Raw genomic sequence first — 15,933 nt, 5'->3', positions numbered from 1 at the left:
CTGTCCTTCAGACGAGCGGGCCGAGCGGGCGGCCGTCATAGGGGAATGGGCTGTCGAAATCGGCGAGCAGCGGCTGGACCGCATCCTTGGCCGACAGCTCGGGGACGGTGCCGGGCGGCATCGGCCAGTCGATGCCGCCCGTGCTGAAAGCGGGATCATCCCAGCGGATGCCGCCATCGCAATCGGGCGCATAGGTGTCGGAGCATTTGTACGTGACTTCGCAATCGGGCTCGAGCGTCAGGAAGCCGTGCGCGAAACCGATCGGGATGAAGAGCTGGTGGCCGTTCTCTGCGGAAAGCTCCGCGCTGACCCACCGCCCGTAGGTGGGCGAGCCCTTGCGCACGTCGACCGCAACGTCCCAGATGCGGCCGCGGATGCAGCGCACGAGCTTGTCCTGCCCGCGTGGCGGCGTCTGGAAGTGCAGCCCGCGCAAGGTGAACGCTGGCACCGAGAGCGAGTGATTGTCTTGAACGAATCGGCAGGTAATGCCGAGCTTCGCGAACGCCGGCTCGGAATGGACTTCGGTGAACCAGCCCCGGGCATCGCCGAAGCGGCGCGGGCGGATGAGTTGGACGGGCATCCCGGCTTCCTAGCGTGCCGGCCATTGATGAGCAACGATGGCGCTACTGCGTTACCTGAACGGCTTCGTTGCGGGGGGAGTGAAAGATATTTGTTCGCCATTGGCATTGTGTTAGCGAAAGCTCTCAATCTCACTCGATCTATAAGGCTATGTACATGCGGAACGATTGTCCATTCTGCCGAGTGCCAGCGCAATGGAAAACCCACATAGCACGTGAGATGATGTTCGGGTCGCGAAAGCAATTTGAGTATCGAGAATGCGATGCCTGCGCATCGGTCTGGCTTGCTCAAGATCTTACGTCAGAAGAACTGAGTGAATATTACGGAGAAGGATACTACTCTTATGAAAAGAAGAGTGACAGTGGTCTCCATCAGTGGATTTTGAACCGACGGGATCGAGCCGAACTGGGCGAATGGTCTCCGATCGGGAGGGTCATGGCCGCTCGCCGGCCGAACACGACGATCCGTATGATTGGCACTCTCGGCTTGTCGAAGAAAGCGCGCATCCTCGATGTCGGTTGCGGCGGGGGGCGTCTGCTGGATCGTTTGAAAGGGATCGGTTTCGCCCACCTCATGGGCGTCGATCCCTTCGTCGATGCGCATCAGACGTCGTTGGCTGGCGTTCCCATTAAGAAGGGCTATCTGGCCGATCTTCCCGACCAATTCGACCTCATCATGTTCCATCACGCATTGGAACATACGATTAATCCGATCGACGATCTGATCGCAGCGCGGAAGCATCTGGCGCCCGGTGGCAAGTGCTTGGTGCGGATCCCGACAGTGTCTTCGCATGCTTGGGAGCGTTACGGGGTCGATTGGGTGCAGTTGGATGCGCCGCGTCATACCGCTATCCCGTCACGCGCAGGCATGGCCAAGGCCGTCGCACTTGCCGGCTTCCGGCTGGCCGACACGATTGATGATTCGACGCCGTTCCAGTTCGAAGGCAGCGAGCGTTATCGTGCCGACGTACCGTTACTAAAGCATGATTTCCCAATCAGTCCGGAAGACCGGGCACGCTTTGTACGTGACAGCGCCAGCCTCAATGCGCAGGAGCGTGGTGATCAAGTAGGGTTTGTGCTAGCGTTATGATTGAAACAAAACAGTCGCGTGGCGGATATGGGGGGCGGTAAGATCCGGCCGAATAATGCACCCACCGGCATCGATCGCCAGGCAACCAGATTCTGGCTGCTGGTGGCGTTTCTGGTTTTCGTCTCGCTGACTGGCGGTGGATCGCGACCCGACATATCATCGTTGGTGATCCTGCGGCCGGTTGCGATCCTGCTTTGCGCCGGAGCGGGCTGGATGATCACGGCAGACGAGCTGCGGCAGCACCGGTTCGTGCTGGGCATGATAGCGGTGATCGTCGGCCTCACCGCTTTTCATCTCATACCCCTGCCACCGGCATTGTGGCATCTGCTGCCAGGCCGTGAGATCGTCACACAGATCGATCTGCACGCGGGACTGGGCCAGCCCTGGCGCCCGATCAGCCTGGCGCCGTCCGATACCCGCAATGCGTTGTTCAGCCTGTTCGTGCCGCTCGCGGCGCTGCTTGTGGGCGTTGGGCTCAGGCGGGTGCAGCTAGAGGGGCTCCTGTTGATCTTCATCGCGTTGGGGTGCATTTCGGGATTGCTCGGCCTGTTGCAGCTGCTGGGTCCCCAGCCGGGCCGCTATATCTTTACACGCACACTAATTACGGCGTCGCCACCGGGCTGTTCGCCAATCGAAACCATCAGGCGCTGTTCCTGGCAACGCTGTTTCCGATGCTGGCAACTTGGGTGACGATGCGCGCGGCAACGCCGCACGCGACCCGCGATGGCTATGCAGCCGTCGCCGTCGGGATCTTTCTGCTTCCGCTGCTACTGATCACGGGATCGCGCGCGGGGATGCTGGCGGGAGCAGTCGGGTTCCTGTCGATCCCGTTTCTGCTGCGCCTAGAACCCGGTCGGCAGCGCGGTCGCGATCAAGGTGGCAAGAGCATTGCGGTTCGCCGCGGACGATGGTCAATGCCGTCGCGGCGGGTGCTGCTCGCCGCTGGCCTGGCGGGCGCGATCGGGCTGGTGGCGCTGACGATCGGATTGTCGCGCGCTGCGGCGGTGAGCCGCTTGCTCGATATCGGGGCAGAGGATGAATTGCGCTTCAAAGTGTGGCCGGTAATATTTAAGACTATTCCGACCTATTTCCCGATTGGATCGGGCATTGGTTCGTTTGTGCCGGTGTTCCAGATTGTTGAGCCCGATCGGATCCTGCGCCCGACTTTCCTTAATCACGCACATAACGAATTGCTCGAGATCCTGCTGACCGCCGGGTTGCCGGGGGAGCGCTCGTTCTTGCCGGCGTGGTAGCCTGGCTCGTCGCTGCGCGACGTTGCATTTGCCGTGTCGATCAATGAATCGGGCGCGTTGTACGCGCGGCTCGGCGTGGTCGTGACCGGCCTGCTGGCGATAGGCAGCATCGGCGACTATCCCTTGCGCACGCCGTTTCTTGCTGCCCTGTTCGCGATTGCAGCACTTTGGGCTAGTAGCTTGAGACCTCGATCGGCTAGATAGCCGACCCAAGCGACAGTTACGATATCAGGTCTGCGCGACCAAAAACTATCTAAGGATTGGCGTTTTGAAACGGTTGGTACTAGCTTTGTGCATCGCGTTGGTTGGATGCGCAGGGAAGACAGAGCTCGGGGAGCAGCGCCGTCACGGTGGTGCCGGGAACAACGATGCCGACGCCGCTGCGCGCCGATTTGGTCAATGGTGAGCGCCCTTATTTCGTGGGACCGTTTGACAAATTGACGATCAGCGTCTTCGGCATAGAGGAGCTCAGCGCGAAGGAGGTCGAGGTTGATGCCAGCGGTCGCCTGTCCTTCCCGCTCGTCGGCGTGATTCAAGCCGGAGGCCGCACGCCTGACGAAGTGGCCGAGCTCATCAGCCAGCGGCTGCGCGGCCGGTACGTCCGCGATCCGCAGGTGACGGTCAATTTGCAGGAAACGGTGAGCCAGATGATCACCGTCGACGGCGAAGTCCGCGAACCTGGGCTCTATCCGGTCGTCGGCCGGATGACGTTGATGCGCGCGGTCGCCCGCGCCAAGGGACTAAGCGAGTTCGCCAAGATCGACGACGTTGTAGTCTTTCGTACGGTAGCGGGGCAGAAGTACGCGGCGCTCTACGATCTCAAGGAAGTTCGCCGTGGGGCCTATGACGATCCCGAACTCTTCGCCAACGACATCGTGGTGGTCGGCAATTCGTCTTCACGGCGCTTGCTGCGTGATCTGGCGTCGATCGCGCCGATCATCAGCGCGCCGTTAATTGTGGCGCTTCAGAATTAAGTAAGGCCGGCGCTTGCCGGGATGGTGATACAGACTATGCTTCAGCCGAACATGCTGGCGATGCGCGCCGGACCGACAGACGCCGCAGGCGGCAGCGTGACGACCACGCCGCTGCTCGTGCAGTATTGGCATATCGTCCAGCGGTTCAAATGGGTGATCATCGGCGTCATTTTCGGGACGCTCGTTCTCGGGCTGGTGGTGACGCTGCTGATGACGCCCCGCTATACCTCGACCACGCGGATCGAAATCAGTCGCGATCAGAAGAACATCACCAAGGTCGGTGGGCTCGAATCCCCCGGAATCGGGGCGCGATTTGGAGTTTTACCAGACGCAATATTCGCTTCTCCAGGCGCGATCGCTTAGCGAGCGTGTCGTCAAGCAACTCCGGCTCGACCGGGATGAAGCATTTTTCGCGGCTCATGGCGTCAATCCCGCCAGGCTGGGGGCGGATGCCGATTCGGGGGCGATCCGAGCGACGGCACGGACATCAGCCCGCCAGCGGGCGGCGGTCGACCTGTTGCTCGAGCATATCGCGATCGCGCCGATCCGGGGTTCGGCGCTAGTAGACATCAAGTACACCAGCAACGATCCCGCCATGTCTGCCAAAATCGCCAATGCCTGGGCACAGCAGTTTATGGCAGGCAGCATCGATCGCCGCTTTGCCTCGACGGTCGACGCCCGACGCTTTCTCGAAGGAAGGCTCAACGATCTTCGGACGCGACTGGAGCAGTCCGAGCGCGCCGCCGTCACTTACGCAAACAACAGCGGTATCGTGACTCTCAGTACCAGTCGGGGCGAGGACGGCCGTACCTCCACTGAGCGGACGCTCGCCGCGGCTGATCTAGAGGCGCTCAACACGGCGCTAACCCAAGCTACGGCGGATCGCATCGCCGCCGAGAGTCGTGCGAGCGGCGCGCCTGACAATTCTCCGAGCAGCCCTGCCCTTGCCCAACTTCGCCAGAAGCGTTCGGACATCGCGAGCGATTATGCCCGGCTAATGGTCCAGTTCGAGCCGGGTTATCCGTCCGCACGTGCTTTGGCGGCGCAGCTCAAGGTACTAGACGCTAGCATTGCGCGCGAGGAGGGCCGCGGCCTGAGCGGCCGGACGACCGAATATCGCGAGGCGCGGAGCAGGGAGGAGGCGTTGACGGAGCGGGTCAACGCGCTCAAGACGCAGCTCAGCCGGCAGCAGTCGGCCAGCATCCAATACAACATTTATCAGCGTGAGGCGGACACGAACCGCCAACTTTACGATGCGCTGCTGCAGCGCTATAAGGAAATCGGCGTCGCTGGCGTAGGCGCAAATAATATCGCAATCGTCGATCCCGCACGTCCGTCCGAACGGCCGTCGGCGCCAAACTTGCCGATGAACATGGTCATCGCGCTGTTAGGCGGAATCGTCCTCGCCAGTCTCGTTACCTTTTCGCTCAATCAGATCGACGAGGGCTTCCGCGATCCCGCCCAGGTGGGGCGCATGCTTGATGTGCCGTTCCTTGGCAGTGTCCCCGAAGTTGAGGGTGGCGATGCCCTCAAAGCTCTGTTGGACTTCAAGTCGGCGGTGTCGGAGGCGTATCTCAGCATCCGCTCCAATTTGGCTTTCTCCACTGACCATGGTGTACCACGTTCGCTTATGGTGACGAGTACGCGCCCGGGTGAAGGCAAGAGCACCACCAGCTTTGCGCTGGCGACCGTGCTCGCGCGGACTGGTCAGCGGGTGCTGCTGATTGATGCAGACATGCGCAACCCGTCGGGTCACCATTATGCGGGCGTATCGAACCATGCAGGACTCAGTAACCTGCTGGCGGGCGAGAATGATTGGGAAAAACTAATTGTTCATCCGGAAGGCTTTGCCTTCAGCGTCATGCCTGCCGGCCCGCAGCCGCCCAATGCGGCGGAGCTGCTCAGCAGCGATCGGATGAAGAACCTGATCAATCAGATGCTAGAGCATTTCACCAATATCGTGGTGGATTCGCCGCCGATCCTTGGTCTGGCCGATGCGCCGTTGCTTGCCCGCAGCGTGGAAGGCAGCATTATGGTGATCGAGGCCGAGGGAGTGGCCGCACGTGGCGTCAAGTCGGCACTGACCCGCCTGCAGGCGGTTCATGCGCATATTTTCGGTGTCGTAATGACCAAGCTGGAGGATCGTCACGCTGACGCCGGCTATGGCTATGGCTACGGCTACAGCTACGGCAACAAGCCGAGCGATTGACGTGACAGGAGTGGTAGGCCGAAGGCAGACGGGCGGTCGATCCCCGAGCCCGCGCGTTTGCGCACGATGATCCGGGGGTTTTCTGGAACATGATCGGTATGGTTGCCGTGGCGTTAACCATGCTGATCACGATCCCGTTGTTCCTCCGCTATTTCGGCGCGGAGCGTTACGGCATTTTGGCGACGATCTGGGTGTTCTTCGGCTATTTCTCGGTCTTGGATTTCGGAATGGGACCGGCATTGGTGAATTTCCTATCGCAGCCCGACCGCCAGGAAAGCGAAGCAGCGTCCAAGGTTTTTTGGACCGCGTTAATCGTCAATGCGGTGATCGGCGTGGCGGTTTCGGTTGTGCTGATCGTGGCGCTGCTGGCGTCCCAGGCGCTGGGCGCCTTCGCGCCGGGCGCGATCCGTGACGAACTGTTTCGCGCGTTGCCGTGGCTGCTGCTGATGTTGCCGGTATCGCTCGTCTATCCCATCCTCGTGGGGGCACTTGATGCACGCCGCCTATTTGGTATTGCCAATGCCAATCAGGTACTTGGTACTGTGATAGGGCAGGCGCTGCCGTTGCTTGCCATTTTGGTAGTTAAGCCGACGTTGACTGTTGCGATCGCGGGAACCGTGCTGGGGCGCGCGTTCTCGGCGACCGGCCTGCTATTCGTGTGCGTGCGCAAGCTGGAACTGACTCGCCCCTGCTTCGAGCGGCCGATCGTCACGACGTTGATGTCATTCGGCGGGTGGGTCGCGCTCAGCTCGGGGATCGGTCTGATACTGGATACGGCCGACCGGCTTGTTATCGCGGCGATGCTCGGAGGACCGTCTGCCGCTTGGTACACCATCTCCTACAATGTCGTGACGCGCGCTCGGGTGCTACCGCAAGCGATCGCGCGCACGTTGTATCCACAGGTGTCCGCCGATCCGGCGGGCGGCGCCAAGACGCTGACTGCGAGCGCCCGCATCATGGCGCTGCTGCTGATTCCGGTGCTGACGGCGGGCATGGTGCTGATTGATCCCTTGTGCGTGTTGTGGATCGGCGCCGAAGCTGCCGCGTCGGTCGTGCCTGTCGCGCGCATCATGATGCTCGGCATCTACGCCAATTGCATTGCCTACATTCCGCTGGTGCTGATGCAGGCGAGCGGCACCCCGAAACGGGTTGCCAAGATTCATTTGTGGGAAACGCCGGTATTTTTGGTCGTCATGTATCTGGCCGCACTGCATTTCGGCATCATCGGCGCGGCGCTGGCGTGGAGTGCGCGGCTGATGGCCGATACGATCATCCTTCTTTGGATGACTAAACTTCGCCGCATCCTGTTTCTGAATGTGCTGCTGCAGCCTCTGGTGATGATGGCGGGGCTGGCGATAGCGGTTCTGTTGCCGGGCGGATGGCCCATGAAGGCATCGGCCGTCGCGCTGCTGCTTATTGGATGGGCGGTGATCGACACGCTGATAGCGCGGCGCGCGGTGGCGGGGGTGTCATTGCTGACGATCGCCACCTGGGTGCACGCGCGCATGGGTGCGGGCCGGCCTCGGACTGCATCATGAGCAAGCTGGAAGGCCCCGCCGCGTCACGCCGCGCCATGCTCCATAGCCTAGCGGGCACGGCTGCCTCTCTCGCTGCGGCGCAGGCGATCGCCAGGCCCACGACTGGGAAAGTGGCTGGAGACGGAGCAGGTGCGTCAACACCGCGGCGCATTGTGTACCTCGATGAATTCCTCGATGAGGCGCAGCGGGCCGCAGCCGTCACAGATACGCCGCGGGATTGTACGGCAGCGTTTGAGCGTGCACTCGCCACCGGTTGCCCGGTCGAGATCGGAGCGGGGCATTATGCCGTTCATGCGCTCCGCTTACCCAACGGGTGCAGCCTGACGGGGCACCCCGGCGCAGTTATCCACCAGGCGCTGCCGGATCAGCCTGCCGTTCACTGCGTATCGGATGAACGCAGCGGCCAGCTTGCCGACATCCGCCTGTCGGGAATCACGTTCGTCGGACATCCTGCCGCACGCGCCGTAACGGTGCTGCTGGAAGCGCGGCGCGGCTACGCTATCTGGCGTTCTCGCTTCTCCTTCTTTGCGCGGAATTCGTTCCGCGCCCTCGAAGTGCAGGCGATCGACAATAACAACGTCTTCGAATGCGAGATCGACGTCGTTAGCGAAGGTAGCAGTGGCACTGCCGTGCTGGTGAACGGCGGTACATACAATCGCTATCATCTATTCCTGACCCGGACCCGTAGTTGGGCACTGGACGATTTATCTAACAATTCGATGATCCGCGTCGTTTCGGAAAACTGCGTCGTCTTCCGCGGCCAGATGAACCAGATTCAAGCGCATATCGAAGCGATCTCTGCAGACCGCGGTGCGGGCGAAACGGCGATCTCCGATCGCGGGTTCGGCAACAGCTTCATCGCGGCCACTGTCAACATGCCGGCGGGCGATCGCGGTAAGCTACGCTATGCTTTCGGGGCATTCCAGCGCAGCGTCTTCATCAATCCGCAGATCATCGGTGCGGGCGCGCCGGCGCATCCCTTCGCCCCGACGTCCAATTTTCCGTTTACGGTGATTGGGGGGCGTAGCCTGGCAGCGAACAAGATCGAGGCGACGTTTGACGGTGCCGATCCCGATCACGACCTACGTAATGTCACTTTCGTCGGGGATGTAAGCGACTTTACGACACAGGCAACGCACCCTTCCACAACGGTCGTCCAGCGCTTCGCGCCGGGCAATGACGAGACAATCCGTATCGCGGCCACGACACGAACGGTCATCATCGATGCAGCGCGGGTCTTGCCAGTGCTCACGATCGCCTTCCCCACCACGCTCAAGCCGCGCGATGGCTGGCGGCTGGTAATCGCGACTTCACATGCCATCACCGAGGTGAGGTGGCCGGCCGGCCCGCGCTTCTCGCGATTGCCGTCCGCACTGTCAGCCGAGGCGCGGATTGACATGACGTATCAGGGCGACGTTGACCGGTGGTTCGTTACCTGATGTCCCGCAAGGTTGCGCACTAGACGACGGGCAGCGCGCGTCGGTCCACGACCCTTGGTCCCTTGACCAGTTCGTTAGGGCCTACGTCCCGGTCGACGGCCGTGCCGGCGCCGACGACGGAACTTTCCCCCACGCTTGCGCAGATCAGTGATGCGCCAGCGCCAAGCCAGCTGCCGAAGCCGATGCGAACGGGCTTGGGGATGGTGGCACCGGTTCCCCGCCGGTTGCGGCCGGGCAGGATTTCGTGCGTGCCAGTGATGACATGGCAGAACGGCCCAACCGTCACTTCGTCGCCGATCTCGATCGGGGCAGATCCGTCCAGGAAACAATGCATCCCGATCATCGCGCCGGCACCAATTCGCACCAACGGCGAGCCGATGAAGACACCCTGCGCAATCACCGTGCCGTTGCCGATCTCGATGCTCAGGCGACGCAGCATCGCGACGCGCAGCCGCGACGTCCAGATCGACCACGATGTGACGTTCATAGCCAGTCGCCAGATGTGGAGCTTAATACTCATCAACCTATCTCTCCTGCATCGTCAGCAGGCGTTGAGTTACACCGCGGCGACGCCCATTGCCGTATAATATTGCCGGCCCACCGTGTCCCAAGTGTAGCACCGACGCGCGATCTCGCGCATCCGCGCGCCCTGCTGCGTATAATCGACCGAATCGAAACCTTCGAGGATCGTCGCTAGCTGGTCGGCCGTGGCGAAATAGGTGGCGAAATCCTGCGTGGTGTAGCGATTGTACGTGCAGTCGAAGGCGGCGACCGGCGTTCCGAAATGCATCATCTCCACCAATGCGGGATTGGTCCCCCGGCAGAATGACCATGAACGTAGAGCGCCGCTCCGGCGCGTAGATCGGAAAGAGCGTCTCGGTCGAACACCGGATCGGTGATCCGGATGCTCGGATGCCCAAGGTACCGGTCGCGCAGCGCGCGGCCGTAATTGGATCCGACCCAATTGCCGACGGCCACTAGATCGACCGTGCCGCTGCGATCGAACGCCTCGAGGATCATGTGGATATGGTTCTCGGGCTCGATCCGGCAGAGCATCAGCGCATAGGGGGCAGACTTGTTCTCCGCGGCGGTAGTACCTGATGCGTTATCGTCGGTGAGCAGCGCCACGGCATGGTCGCCGCCATAAGGAATCTCCGCCGCCTCGCGCCCATAGGTCGTGCGGACATGATCGACGATGCCGCGATTGTCGGCGACTACGACGTGCGCCGTGCGCACCGCCAGCCATTCGGAAAAGCGCAGGAAGCGCGCCGCGGCCCGCGACCATTTGGGCCGCTTCCATTCGAGCCCATCGATATTGACGATCAGACGCGCCCGCGAAATCAGGCGGACGAGCGGCAGGATGATCGCTCCGGATACGCCGAGCACCAAAATCACCTGTTCGCGCCGGCGGACCGCGTCGAGAATCGACAGGGCATCGTACAGGATACTGGATACACCGTTTGCGTCGAGCGGAACGTAGCGCAGCCGTGCGCCACCATAGTGATCCGGCTGCTCGCGATAGGTCTTCCCACTGCAATAGATGGTAAGGTCGCACGGCAGATCATGCGTGTCGCGATATGCCACCAGATTGGCAGCAAGCGTCTCGAAGCCGCCATAGCGCGCCGGCAGGCCCACGCAGCCGACGATCGAGGCGGCGATCCGGCCGGGTTGCAGCTTCGTCATGCCCGATCCTTTCCACGGGCGTCGGGTAGGGCGAGAAACAAGGCGTTCTCTTCGTAGAGCCGACGTTGCGCAACGCCGACTAGCCACGCAACCATCAGCGTCAGCCCATTGAGTTCGGTCTTGTTGTACAGCCCCGTGATGACGGCGGTCGCAAGCAGAATGGAGATAATCGTCCCACGCAACATGCGGTCTCCCGCTGCCATATTATCGTAAGAGGACTTGCCCAGCAGCCCGAACCTGACGACGGTGACGACATAGACCAGCGCACCGATCATGCCGTATTTGATCATCAGATAGTAAAAGCCGTTGTGGAGGATTGGCAGGGAATCGAATCGGCCCATCCTCGAAGGGAATTTCCTGGCCAAGGTCGATCGTCGCACCAAGGCCATACCCGAAGATCTTGCGTAGGATCGTGGCCTGATCGATCATCAGCTGGGCGTTATAGGCCTCGAACCCGCGCCAGTTGAGGATCATTTCGGTCGGATCGACGCTGTCGGTCAGCAGCATCTCGTCCAACGAGCGGCGCAGCTTGATCGCGACGGTAAGCTCGCCGCCATTGTATTCGGGCAGGAATTGCCAGAGCAGAGCGAGGATGGCGAGCACGACGGCACCACCGATGAGTGCCCTTCGCGTACGCGAAAACAGCCCGGCCCAAGCCAGAAACATCACGCCCAAAGTGATGATTGTGATCCGCGAATTGCTGGCCAAAACTGCGAGCACAATTAGCGCCAGGAGTACGATTGCCTGGCCGCGCGCGACGCCGGTCTGCGATCGCAGCCGATCGAGCAGCGGGACTACGGCAACCGTCGCGACCAGAGGGAGACGGGTGGCATCCTCGGAATCGAGCTCGCCCAGAGTGGCTCCGCTACGAAGCCACAATGCGATCGTGACCACCGCCATGATGCCGGCCAGCGAAATCAGGCCATCCATGGCGGGACGATCATCCACCGTGCGGATGCCTATTAAAAAGCCAAGCATCAGGCACAGGCACAGCTTGCCGGCATACCAGGCGTCCTTACCGATGATGTAGGTATCGTTGCCCTGCGACATCGCGATGCCCCAGACAAGCATGACTGCAAACGGTAGCGCGAGACGCAGTGCCGCACCATTCGCCACGCCCGGCGACACCAGCAGGAATACAACTAGAAGAGCGCCGAACAAGGCTGTCAGCGGTCCCGCTGGCAACACCCAGGTAATCGCGAGGACGAGCAGAAAGATCGTGGTGGGGCCAAGGCCGATCGCAGCCCTGTCGAACGGCGATTGCGGTAGATAGTGCGTCGCCATCAGCTGCGCTTTCCCAACTGGCGTACGGGCATCCCGCCCAGAATGCGTAGCGAGCCATGGTCACCGGGCGTCACCACGGCACCGGCCGCCACAATGTTGCTGGCGCCGATGACGCTGCCGTCAAGTACGGTCGCCTTGGCGCCGAACCAATTGTCGGCGCCGATAGCAATTCCCTTGCCGGCGACACCCTGCTGACGGATCGGTCGATCGAGATCGGCGACGACATGGGTTTCGGGGTGGATCGACACATAGGGGCCGAAGATGTTTTCATCGCCGATGACAAGCCCAAAACCGCCGCCGATGTTGCAGAAAGGGCCAAAGCTTACGTCGGTGCCGATCGTCACGCCAGGGCAGATGAACAGCGGGGAGCCCGAGCAGCGCATCACTGAATGATCACCCAGCGAAAAACGCGGGCCAAGCACTACGCGGTCGCAATAGCGCGCATCGAGCAGAGCGTTGGCGCCGATCTTCGTCCAGCCGCGGAATTCAATGTTGCCGATGCCGCGGATGCGCGCGCCGCGATCCATGACCACGCGGCGCGGCAGCCGCAGACGCAGCAGGAAATAGATCACGCCCCGCAGCAGCATGATCGCGATGCCGGCATAATAGCCGATCGGCATCTTTTGGTGCGTGGTCATCGCGATGTTCCATGGACGGCGATCGCGCGATCGTAAATGTCGCGCCAGAAGACGGTACGGCGTTCCCAGCCGTGGTCGATCGCGCAGAGGCGCGCACCGTCTGACAGACGCGTGAGGGCGGCGCGATCGTCGATCAGCCGGCCGATCGCGCTGGCGAACAATGCGCTCATCGCCTCGATGCCTTCCAGCGGGATCCGGATGCCGCACGCATCGCAGATGCTGTCATGCATTCCGCAATGATCGATCGCCATCGTCGGCACGCTGGCGCCCATGGCCTCCCACAACACGGTGGTGTTCGCTTCGGCAAGGCTGGTGAGCACGTGTAAATGAGCGTGGCCCAGCAGTGCCACCGCCTTGTCCCGCGGGACCTTGCCGTGCCAACGGATCGAACTATCGACACCGAGTGCCGCTGCCTCTTCCCGCGAACGCGTCATAAGCGGGCCGTCGCCGATGACGTCGAGCGTCCAGCGTGTGGGTGCGTTGAGGCGCGCGAGTGCCCGGAGCAGAATAGTGATTGCCTTGCGCGTTTCCAGTGTGCCGATCCACACTAGGCGCAGCGGCTCGTGCGATACTGCCTTCGGATCAGGCAGGGCCCGGTTGATCATAGGGGCGGAGTCGATGGCGTTTTCCGGCACGACGATGGCCTTGCGACCATAGATGCGCTCGATCGCTTGGGCGTTCTCGCTTGTGGCTGCTAGTAGCACGTCGGCCTTGAGAATGCCTTTGCGGACACGCGGGGCGCGGAATTGAACTTCGTTCACCGCGTTGCGCACGATGGTGCGAAGGCGCTCGCCGAGGCCAAGATCACCGAAGGCGATTACGGGCCGAGCCGCGATGCCCCCGATCGGGCCCCAGATATAAGGTTTGCCGAGTTTCCAGAGGTAGCCTGGCTCGCGAAAGCCGATCGGGCACAGGTAATGGACGACGTCGATTTGGCGTTCGGTGATGATTCGTCGCGCCGCGGCGAGCACGCCGAGATGCCAGTAGCGATAGGCCACGTAGAAGCTGAAGGGGACGTGCCCAGTGCGATTGAGATGGTTGGCGATACGCGCGCGCCGGTCGGGCATGACCGGGACAAAGGTAACACGGCCGCCAAAGGCATCGGCGGGAACCGCAGCCATTTCCCTCCACATCGCCCATGTGGTTTCCTGCCAGCCCGTACAGGACCACCAGATCATGATCGCGTGACATATGGCGCACGTAGTTCCAGCCCACCGCATATTCGGACCCGCGAACGGGCGAGATGCTGTAGGCCAGCACAAGGATCGTGCGGCGCGGTTTGTTATCCATCATATAGTTTACTCTGCGCGTCGCGCTGCCCGCAACTCGTCGATCAGCAGGACCACCCGTCGGCGTGCCCCGGCGGAGATCGGCGACAGCAGCAACTGGGTAAGTGCGCGGGTAACGAGAATGCCACGTTGGCCGGTGATCTGGGCATAGGTTAGCAGCCCGCGGGTTTCTTCGCGCAAGGTGGAATCGCGGCTGGTTTCCGAACCGAATGCCTCATGCAGGACGTGGATGCCCTCGAATAGCGTCGGCGTACCCGCGATGCGATGCAGGCGACGCGACAGCTCGGCTTCTTCGTGATACATGAAGAAGCGTTCGTCGAAGCCGCCCGCCGCGTCGAACAGGCCCTTGGCGACCACGAAGAACGAACCTACTGGATAGAGCCGATCGCACCATACGGCATTTGCCGGGCCAAAGGAACGATAGCGGCGTCGCAACTCGCCCCCACACAGTCTTGTGTTCGGGAAGTACGTCGAACGCATAAGATCCGCCGGTGCCGTCCTGCTGCATCACCGTGCCCCAGGTTCGCGCATCGGCCTGGCGATCGATGGCATCGAGCGGATCGACGAAAGCAAGGTCAGGATTGGCGAAAATCAACGTCTCCCCCGCTTGCACGTGCAGCGCCGGCATTGCACCCCGCCCCGAAGCCGCGGTTCTCCGCCTGAACGAAGACGACGGGAAATCCGGCGTTGCGCAGCGGATCGAGCAGCCCGTTCGTCTCGGGCTGGCCAGAATTTTCCACCACCACGAATTCGATCCGCGCGTCACCACGACCCGATCCGGACGCAAGGAAGCTTTCTACATACCGTTTGAGGTGACGTTCAGAGCAATGGCTGACGGTAACGATGGACAGCGTCATGCCAGCACACCGCGTTTCCTGAGAATGCCTATGAAGGACCGGGCGACTTCGGGCCAGCGATAGGCCGCCCGCGTCTCAGGCATCCGGATGGCCGCCTCTTCCCGCAAGGCTGGAAGGCGCGTTACCGCATCCTCCACCGCACCGACGAACGCCGCGCATGTTAGTCCTTCGAAGGCCACGCCGGCATAGCGCCCCCTCAATTCGGCGACAGCTGTGTTCGCCGCGACGACGCAGGGAACGCCGTGGGCGGCCGCCTCGATGACGGGAATGCCGAAGCCTTCGCATTCCGACGGGAACAGGAACAGATCCGTACCGGCGAACAAACTGTTGAGATCGGCGTTCGAGACATGGCTCAGGATTCTGATGTCAGTGCCGGGTACGAGATCCGTCGCGATCGTGGCGCGCACACTGTCGGCATAGGCACCGCGAGCGTCGCCGACGAAGATCAGCTCGACCGGGCGGCCACTGGCGGCAAGTGCATTGGCGGCTGCTACGCACCAATGCTGGCGCTTGCGCGTCTCGAAGCGCGAGACATACAGAAGGCGGATCGGCGTAGTGGCGTCGGGCGCGGGCCGTGCAGGCGCCGGGCCGGTCACCTCGACCGCATTCGGCAAAACGTCGATCCGATCGGTTGCGATGCCGAAATGATGGGCGATCCGGTTGCGCGAATAATCGGATACGGTAATTACGATGTCGCTGTGGCGTGCGGCCCAGCCGAACAGCAGCCGCCGGACCATACGGTAGCGCCACCCGAACAACGTCGGGAAATCCAGAAATAACACGTCATGGATGATCGAAACTGTCGGTACATGCGATCGGAAAGGGCGGACGTACTGGCTGACGACGGCATGGATGCCAGGTTCCTTCGTCAGTCGCGGAATGGCGCCGAAATTGCGTGCGAAGAAACCGCCCGACATCGCGCGAAACTGATGCTGAACGTCGACGAAGCGGGCGATGCTGGCCGGATCATGCGCGGCGCAAACGAGGTCCGCACGGTCGGGCTCCACGGTGCACGGAAGCGCATTAAGCAACCCCGCCAGGAACGTACTGGTTCCCTGTGGGCCGACATCAAAGGTGTGGCAATCAAACAGTAGCTTCATA

18 protein-coding genes and 1 pseudogene are annotated in these 15,933 nt (G+C 61.8%); 8 read left to right on the top strand and 11 right to left on the bottom strand.

Features of this window, described 5'->3' with window-relative positions; all coding sequences use genetic code 11:
• Nucleotides 1–7: 7 nt before the first annotated feature.
• Nucleotides 8–580, bottom strand: coding sequence for a dTDP-4-dehydrorhamnose 3,5-epimerase (rfbC, locus tag NHF48_RS22260; RefSeq protein WP_253072643.1), 573 nt, complete (start codon nt 578–580; stop codon nt 8–10).
• A 221-nt stretch (nt 581–801) separates the two neighbouring features.
• Between rfbC and NHF48_RS22255 the strand changes: the two genes are divergently transcribed.
• From NHF48_RS22255 to NHF48_RS22220, 8 genes and pseudogenes are all read left to right on the top strand, one after another.
• Nucleotides 802–1,668, top strand: coding sequence for a class I SAM-dependent methyltransferase (locus NHF48_RS22255; RefSeq protein ID WP_263817066.1), 867 nt, complete (start codon nt 802–804; stop codon nt 1,666–1,668).
• Between the two features lie 18 nt (nt 1,669–1,686).
• The gene (locus tag NHF48_RS22250) at nt 1,687–2,358 is read left to right on the top strand and encodes a hypothetical protein (RefSeq protein ID WP_253072641.1); all 672 of its coding nucleotides are present in this window, start codon (nt 1,687–1,689) and stop codon (nt 2,356–2,358) included.
• On the top strand, nt 2,340–2,921 hold the full coding sequence (locus NHF48_RS22245) for an O-antigen ligase family protein (protein ID WP_253072640.1): 582 nt from the start codon (nt 2,340–2,342) through the stop codon (nt 2,919–2,921). Before NHF48_RS22250 ends, NHF48_RS22245 begins: the two co-directional genes overlap by 19 nt.
• 368 nt (nt 2,922–3,289) lie before the next feature.
• Complete coding sequence (locus NHF48_RS22240) at nt 3,290–3,895, top strand: polysaccharide biosynthesis/export family protein (RefSeq protein ID WP_253072638.1); 606 nt, start codon at nt 3,290–3,292, stop codon at nt 3,893–3,895.
• Between the two features lie 21 nt (nt 3,896–3,916).
• A complete protein-coding gene (locus NHF48_RS22235) occupies nt 3,917–4,258 on the top strand; it encodes a Wzz/FepE/Etk N-terminal domain-containing protein (RefSeq protein WP_253072637.1) in 342 nt (113 codons plus the stop codon).
• Nucleotides 4,209–6,104, top strand: coding sequence for a GumC family protein (locus NHF48_RS22230; protein ID WP_253072636.1), 1,896 nt, complete (start codon nt 4,209–4,211; stop codon nt 6,102–6,104). The genes NHF48_RS22235 and NHF48_RS22230 overlap by 50 nt, the downstream gene beginning before the upstream one ends.
• Before the next feature lie 86 nt (nt 6,105–6,190).
• Nucleotides 6,191–7,642 (top strand): annotated as a pseudogene (locus tag NHF48_RS22225) (oligosaccharide flippase family protein); the annotation flags it as partial.
• 152 nt (nt 7,643–7,794) lie between these two features.
• Entirely contained in the window at nt 7,795–9,081 is a 1,287-nt protein-coding gene (locus tag NHF48_RS22220) for a hypothetical protein (RefSeq protein WP_263817064.1), read from the top strand.
• A 19-nt stretch (nt 9,082–9,100) separates the two neighbouring features.
• Here NHF48_RS22220 and NHF48_RS22215 read toward each other — a convergent pair whose 3' ends face one another.
• The 10 genes from NHF48_RS22215 to NHF48_RS22170 all read right to left on the bottom strand — a co-directional run bounded on the left by NHF48_RS22215 (nt 9,101) and on the right by NHF48_RS22170 (nt 15,932).
• Nucleotides 9,101–9,601: an acyltransferase gene (locus NHF48_RS22215; RefSeq protein WP_253072703.1), complete on the bottom strand. Its 501-nt coding sequence runs from the start codon at nt 9,599–9,601 to the stop codon at nt 9,101–9,103.
• Nucleotides 9,602–9,637: 36 nt separating this feature from the next.
• Nucleotides 9,638–9,871, bottom strand: a complete 234-nt coding sequence (locus NHF48_RS22210; RefSeq protein ID WP_253072633.1) for a glycosyltransferase — start codon at nt 9,869–9,871, stop codon at nt 9,638–9,640.
• The gene (locus NHF48_RS22205) at nt 9,871–10,764 is read right to left on the bottom strand and encodes a DUF1972 domain-containing protein (RefSeq protein ID WP_253072632.1); all 894 of its coding nucleotides are present in this window, start codon (nt 10,762–10,764) and stop codon (nt 9,871–9,873) included. Before NHF48_RS22205 ends, NHF48_RS22210 begins: the two co-directional genes overlap by 1 nt.
• Nucleotides 10,761–10,946, bottom strand: a complete 186-nt coding sequence (locus NHF48_RS22200) for a hypothetical protein (RefSeq protein ID WP_263817063.1) — start codon at nt 10,944–10,946, stop codon at nt 10,761–10,763. The genes NHF48_RS22205 and NHF48_RS22200 overlap by 4 nt, the downstream gene beginning before the upstream one ends.
• Nucleotides 10,947–10,968: 22 nt before the next feature.
• Complete coding sequence (locus tag NHF48_RS22195) at nt 10,969–12,048, bottom strand: O-antigen ligase family protein (protein ID WP_253072630.1); 1,080 nt, start codon at nt 12,046–12,048, stop codon at nt 10,969–10,971.
• Nucleotides 12,048–12,686: an acyltransferase gene (locus NHF48_RS22190; RefSeq protein WP_263817061.1), complete on the bottom strand. Its 639-nt coding sequence runs from the start codon at nt 12,684–12,686 to the stop codon at nt 12,048–12,050. The genes NHF48_RS22195 and NHF48_RS22190 overlap by 1 nt, the downstream gene beginning before the upstream one ends.
• The gene (locus NHF48_RS22185) at nt 12,683–13,864 is read right to left on the bottom strand and encodes a glycosyltransferase family 4 protein (protein WP_253072628.1); all 1,182 of its coding nucleotides are present in this window, start codon (nt 13,862–13,864) and stop codon (nt 12,683–12,685) included. Before NHF48_RS22185 ends, NHF48_RS22190 begins: the two co-directional genes overlap by 4 nt.
• Nucleotides 13,865–13,984: 120 nt before the next feature.
• A complete protein-coding gene (locus tag NHF48_RS22180; protein ID WP_263817060.1) occupies nt 13,985–14,332 on the bottom strand; it encodes a hypothetical protein in 348 nt (115 codons plus the stop codon).
• A gap of 218 nt (nt 14,333–14,550) precedes the next feature.
• Nucleotides 14,551–14,832: a glycosyltransferase family 2 protein gene (locus NHF48_RS22175; RefSeq protein ID WP_253072626.1), complete on the bottom strand. Its 282-nt coding sequence runs from the start codon at nt 14,830–14,832 to the stop codon at nt 14,551–14,553.
• Nucleotides 14,829–15,932: a glycosyltransferase family 4 protein gene (locus NHF48_RS22170; protein WP_253072625.1), complete on the bottom strand. Its 1,104-nt coding sequence runs from the start codon at nt 15,930–15,932 to the stop codon at nt 14,829–14,831. Before NHF48_RS22170 ends, NHF48_RS22175 begins: the two co-directional genes overlap by 4 nt.
• Between the last annotated feature and the right edge of the window lies 1 nt (nt 15,933).

It is taken from the genome of Sphingomonas sp. H160509 (genome assembly GCF_024124765.2).
In the GTDB taxonomy this organism is placed as follows: domain Bacteria; phylum Pseudomonadota; class Alphaproteobacteria; order Sphingomonadales; family Sphingomonadaceae; genus Sphingomonas.
The sequence above is the reverse complement of the archived record's forward strand: the minus strand, read 5'-3'. Positions and strand labels throughout refer to the sequence as shown.

What these genes read in the sequence shown, in the direction of transcription:
- NHF48_RS22210 (WP_253072633.1), bottom strand. Translation starts at nt 9,871, where the DNA reads ATGCATTTCGGAACGCCGGTCGCCGCCTTCGACTGCACGTACAATCGC.
- NHF48_RS22245 (WP_253072640.1), top strand. Translation starts at nt 2,340, where the DNA reads ATGCTGGCAACTTGGGTGACGATGCGCGCGGCAACGCCGCACGCGACC.
- NHF48_RS22190 (WP_263817061.1), bottom strand. Translation starts at nt 12,686, where the DNA reads ATGACCACGCACCAAAAGATGCCGATCGGCTATTATGCCGGCATCGCG.
- NHF48_RS22255 (WP_263817066.1), top strand. Translation starts at nt 802, where the DNA reads ATGTTCGGGTCGCGAAAGCAATTTGAGTATCGAGAATGCGATGCCTGC.
- rfbC (WP_253072643.1), bottom strand. Translation starts at nt 580, where the DNA reads ATGCCCGTCCAACTCATCCGCCCGCGCCGCTTCGGCGATGCCCGGGGC.
- NHF48_RS22205 (WP_253072632.1), bottom strand. Translation starts at nt 10,764, where the DNA reads ATGACGAAGCTGCAACCCGGCCGGATCGCCGCCTCGATCGTCGGCTGC.
- NHF48_RS22235 (WP_253072637.1), top strand. Translation starts at nt 3,917, where the DNA reads ATGGTGATACAGACTATGCTTCAGCCGAACATGCTGGCGATGCGCGCC.
- NHF48_RS22195 (WP_253072630.1), bottom strand. Translation starts at nt 12,048, where the DNA reads ATGGCGACGCACTATCTACCGCAATCGCCGTTCGACAGGGCTGCGATC.
- NHF48_RS22175 (WP_253072626.1), bottom strand. Translation starts at nt 14,832, where the DNA reads ATGACGCTGTCCATCGTTACCGTCAGCCATTGCTCTGAACGTCACCTC.
- NHF48_RS22185 (WP_253072628.1), bottom strand. Translation starts at nt 13,864, where the DNA reads ATGATCTGGTGGTCCTGTACGGGCTGGCAGGAAACCACATGGGCGATG.
- NHF48_RS22215 (WP_253072703.1), bottom strand. Translation starts at nt 9,601, where the DNA reads ATGAGTATTAAGCTCCACATCTGGCGACTGGCTATGAACGTCACATCG.
- NHF48_RS22170 (WP_253072625.1), bottom strand. Translation starts at nt 15,932, where the DNA reads ATGAAGCTACTGTTTGATTGCCACACCTTTGATGTCGGCCCACAGGGA.
- NHF48_RS22240 (WP_253072638.1), top strand. Translation starts at nt 3,290, where the DNA reads ATGCCGACGCCGCTGCGCGCCGATTTGGTCAATGGTGAGCGCCCTTAT.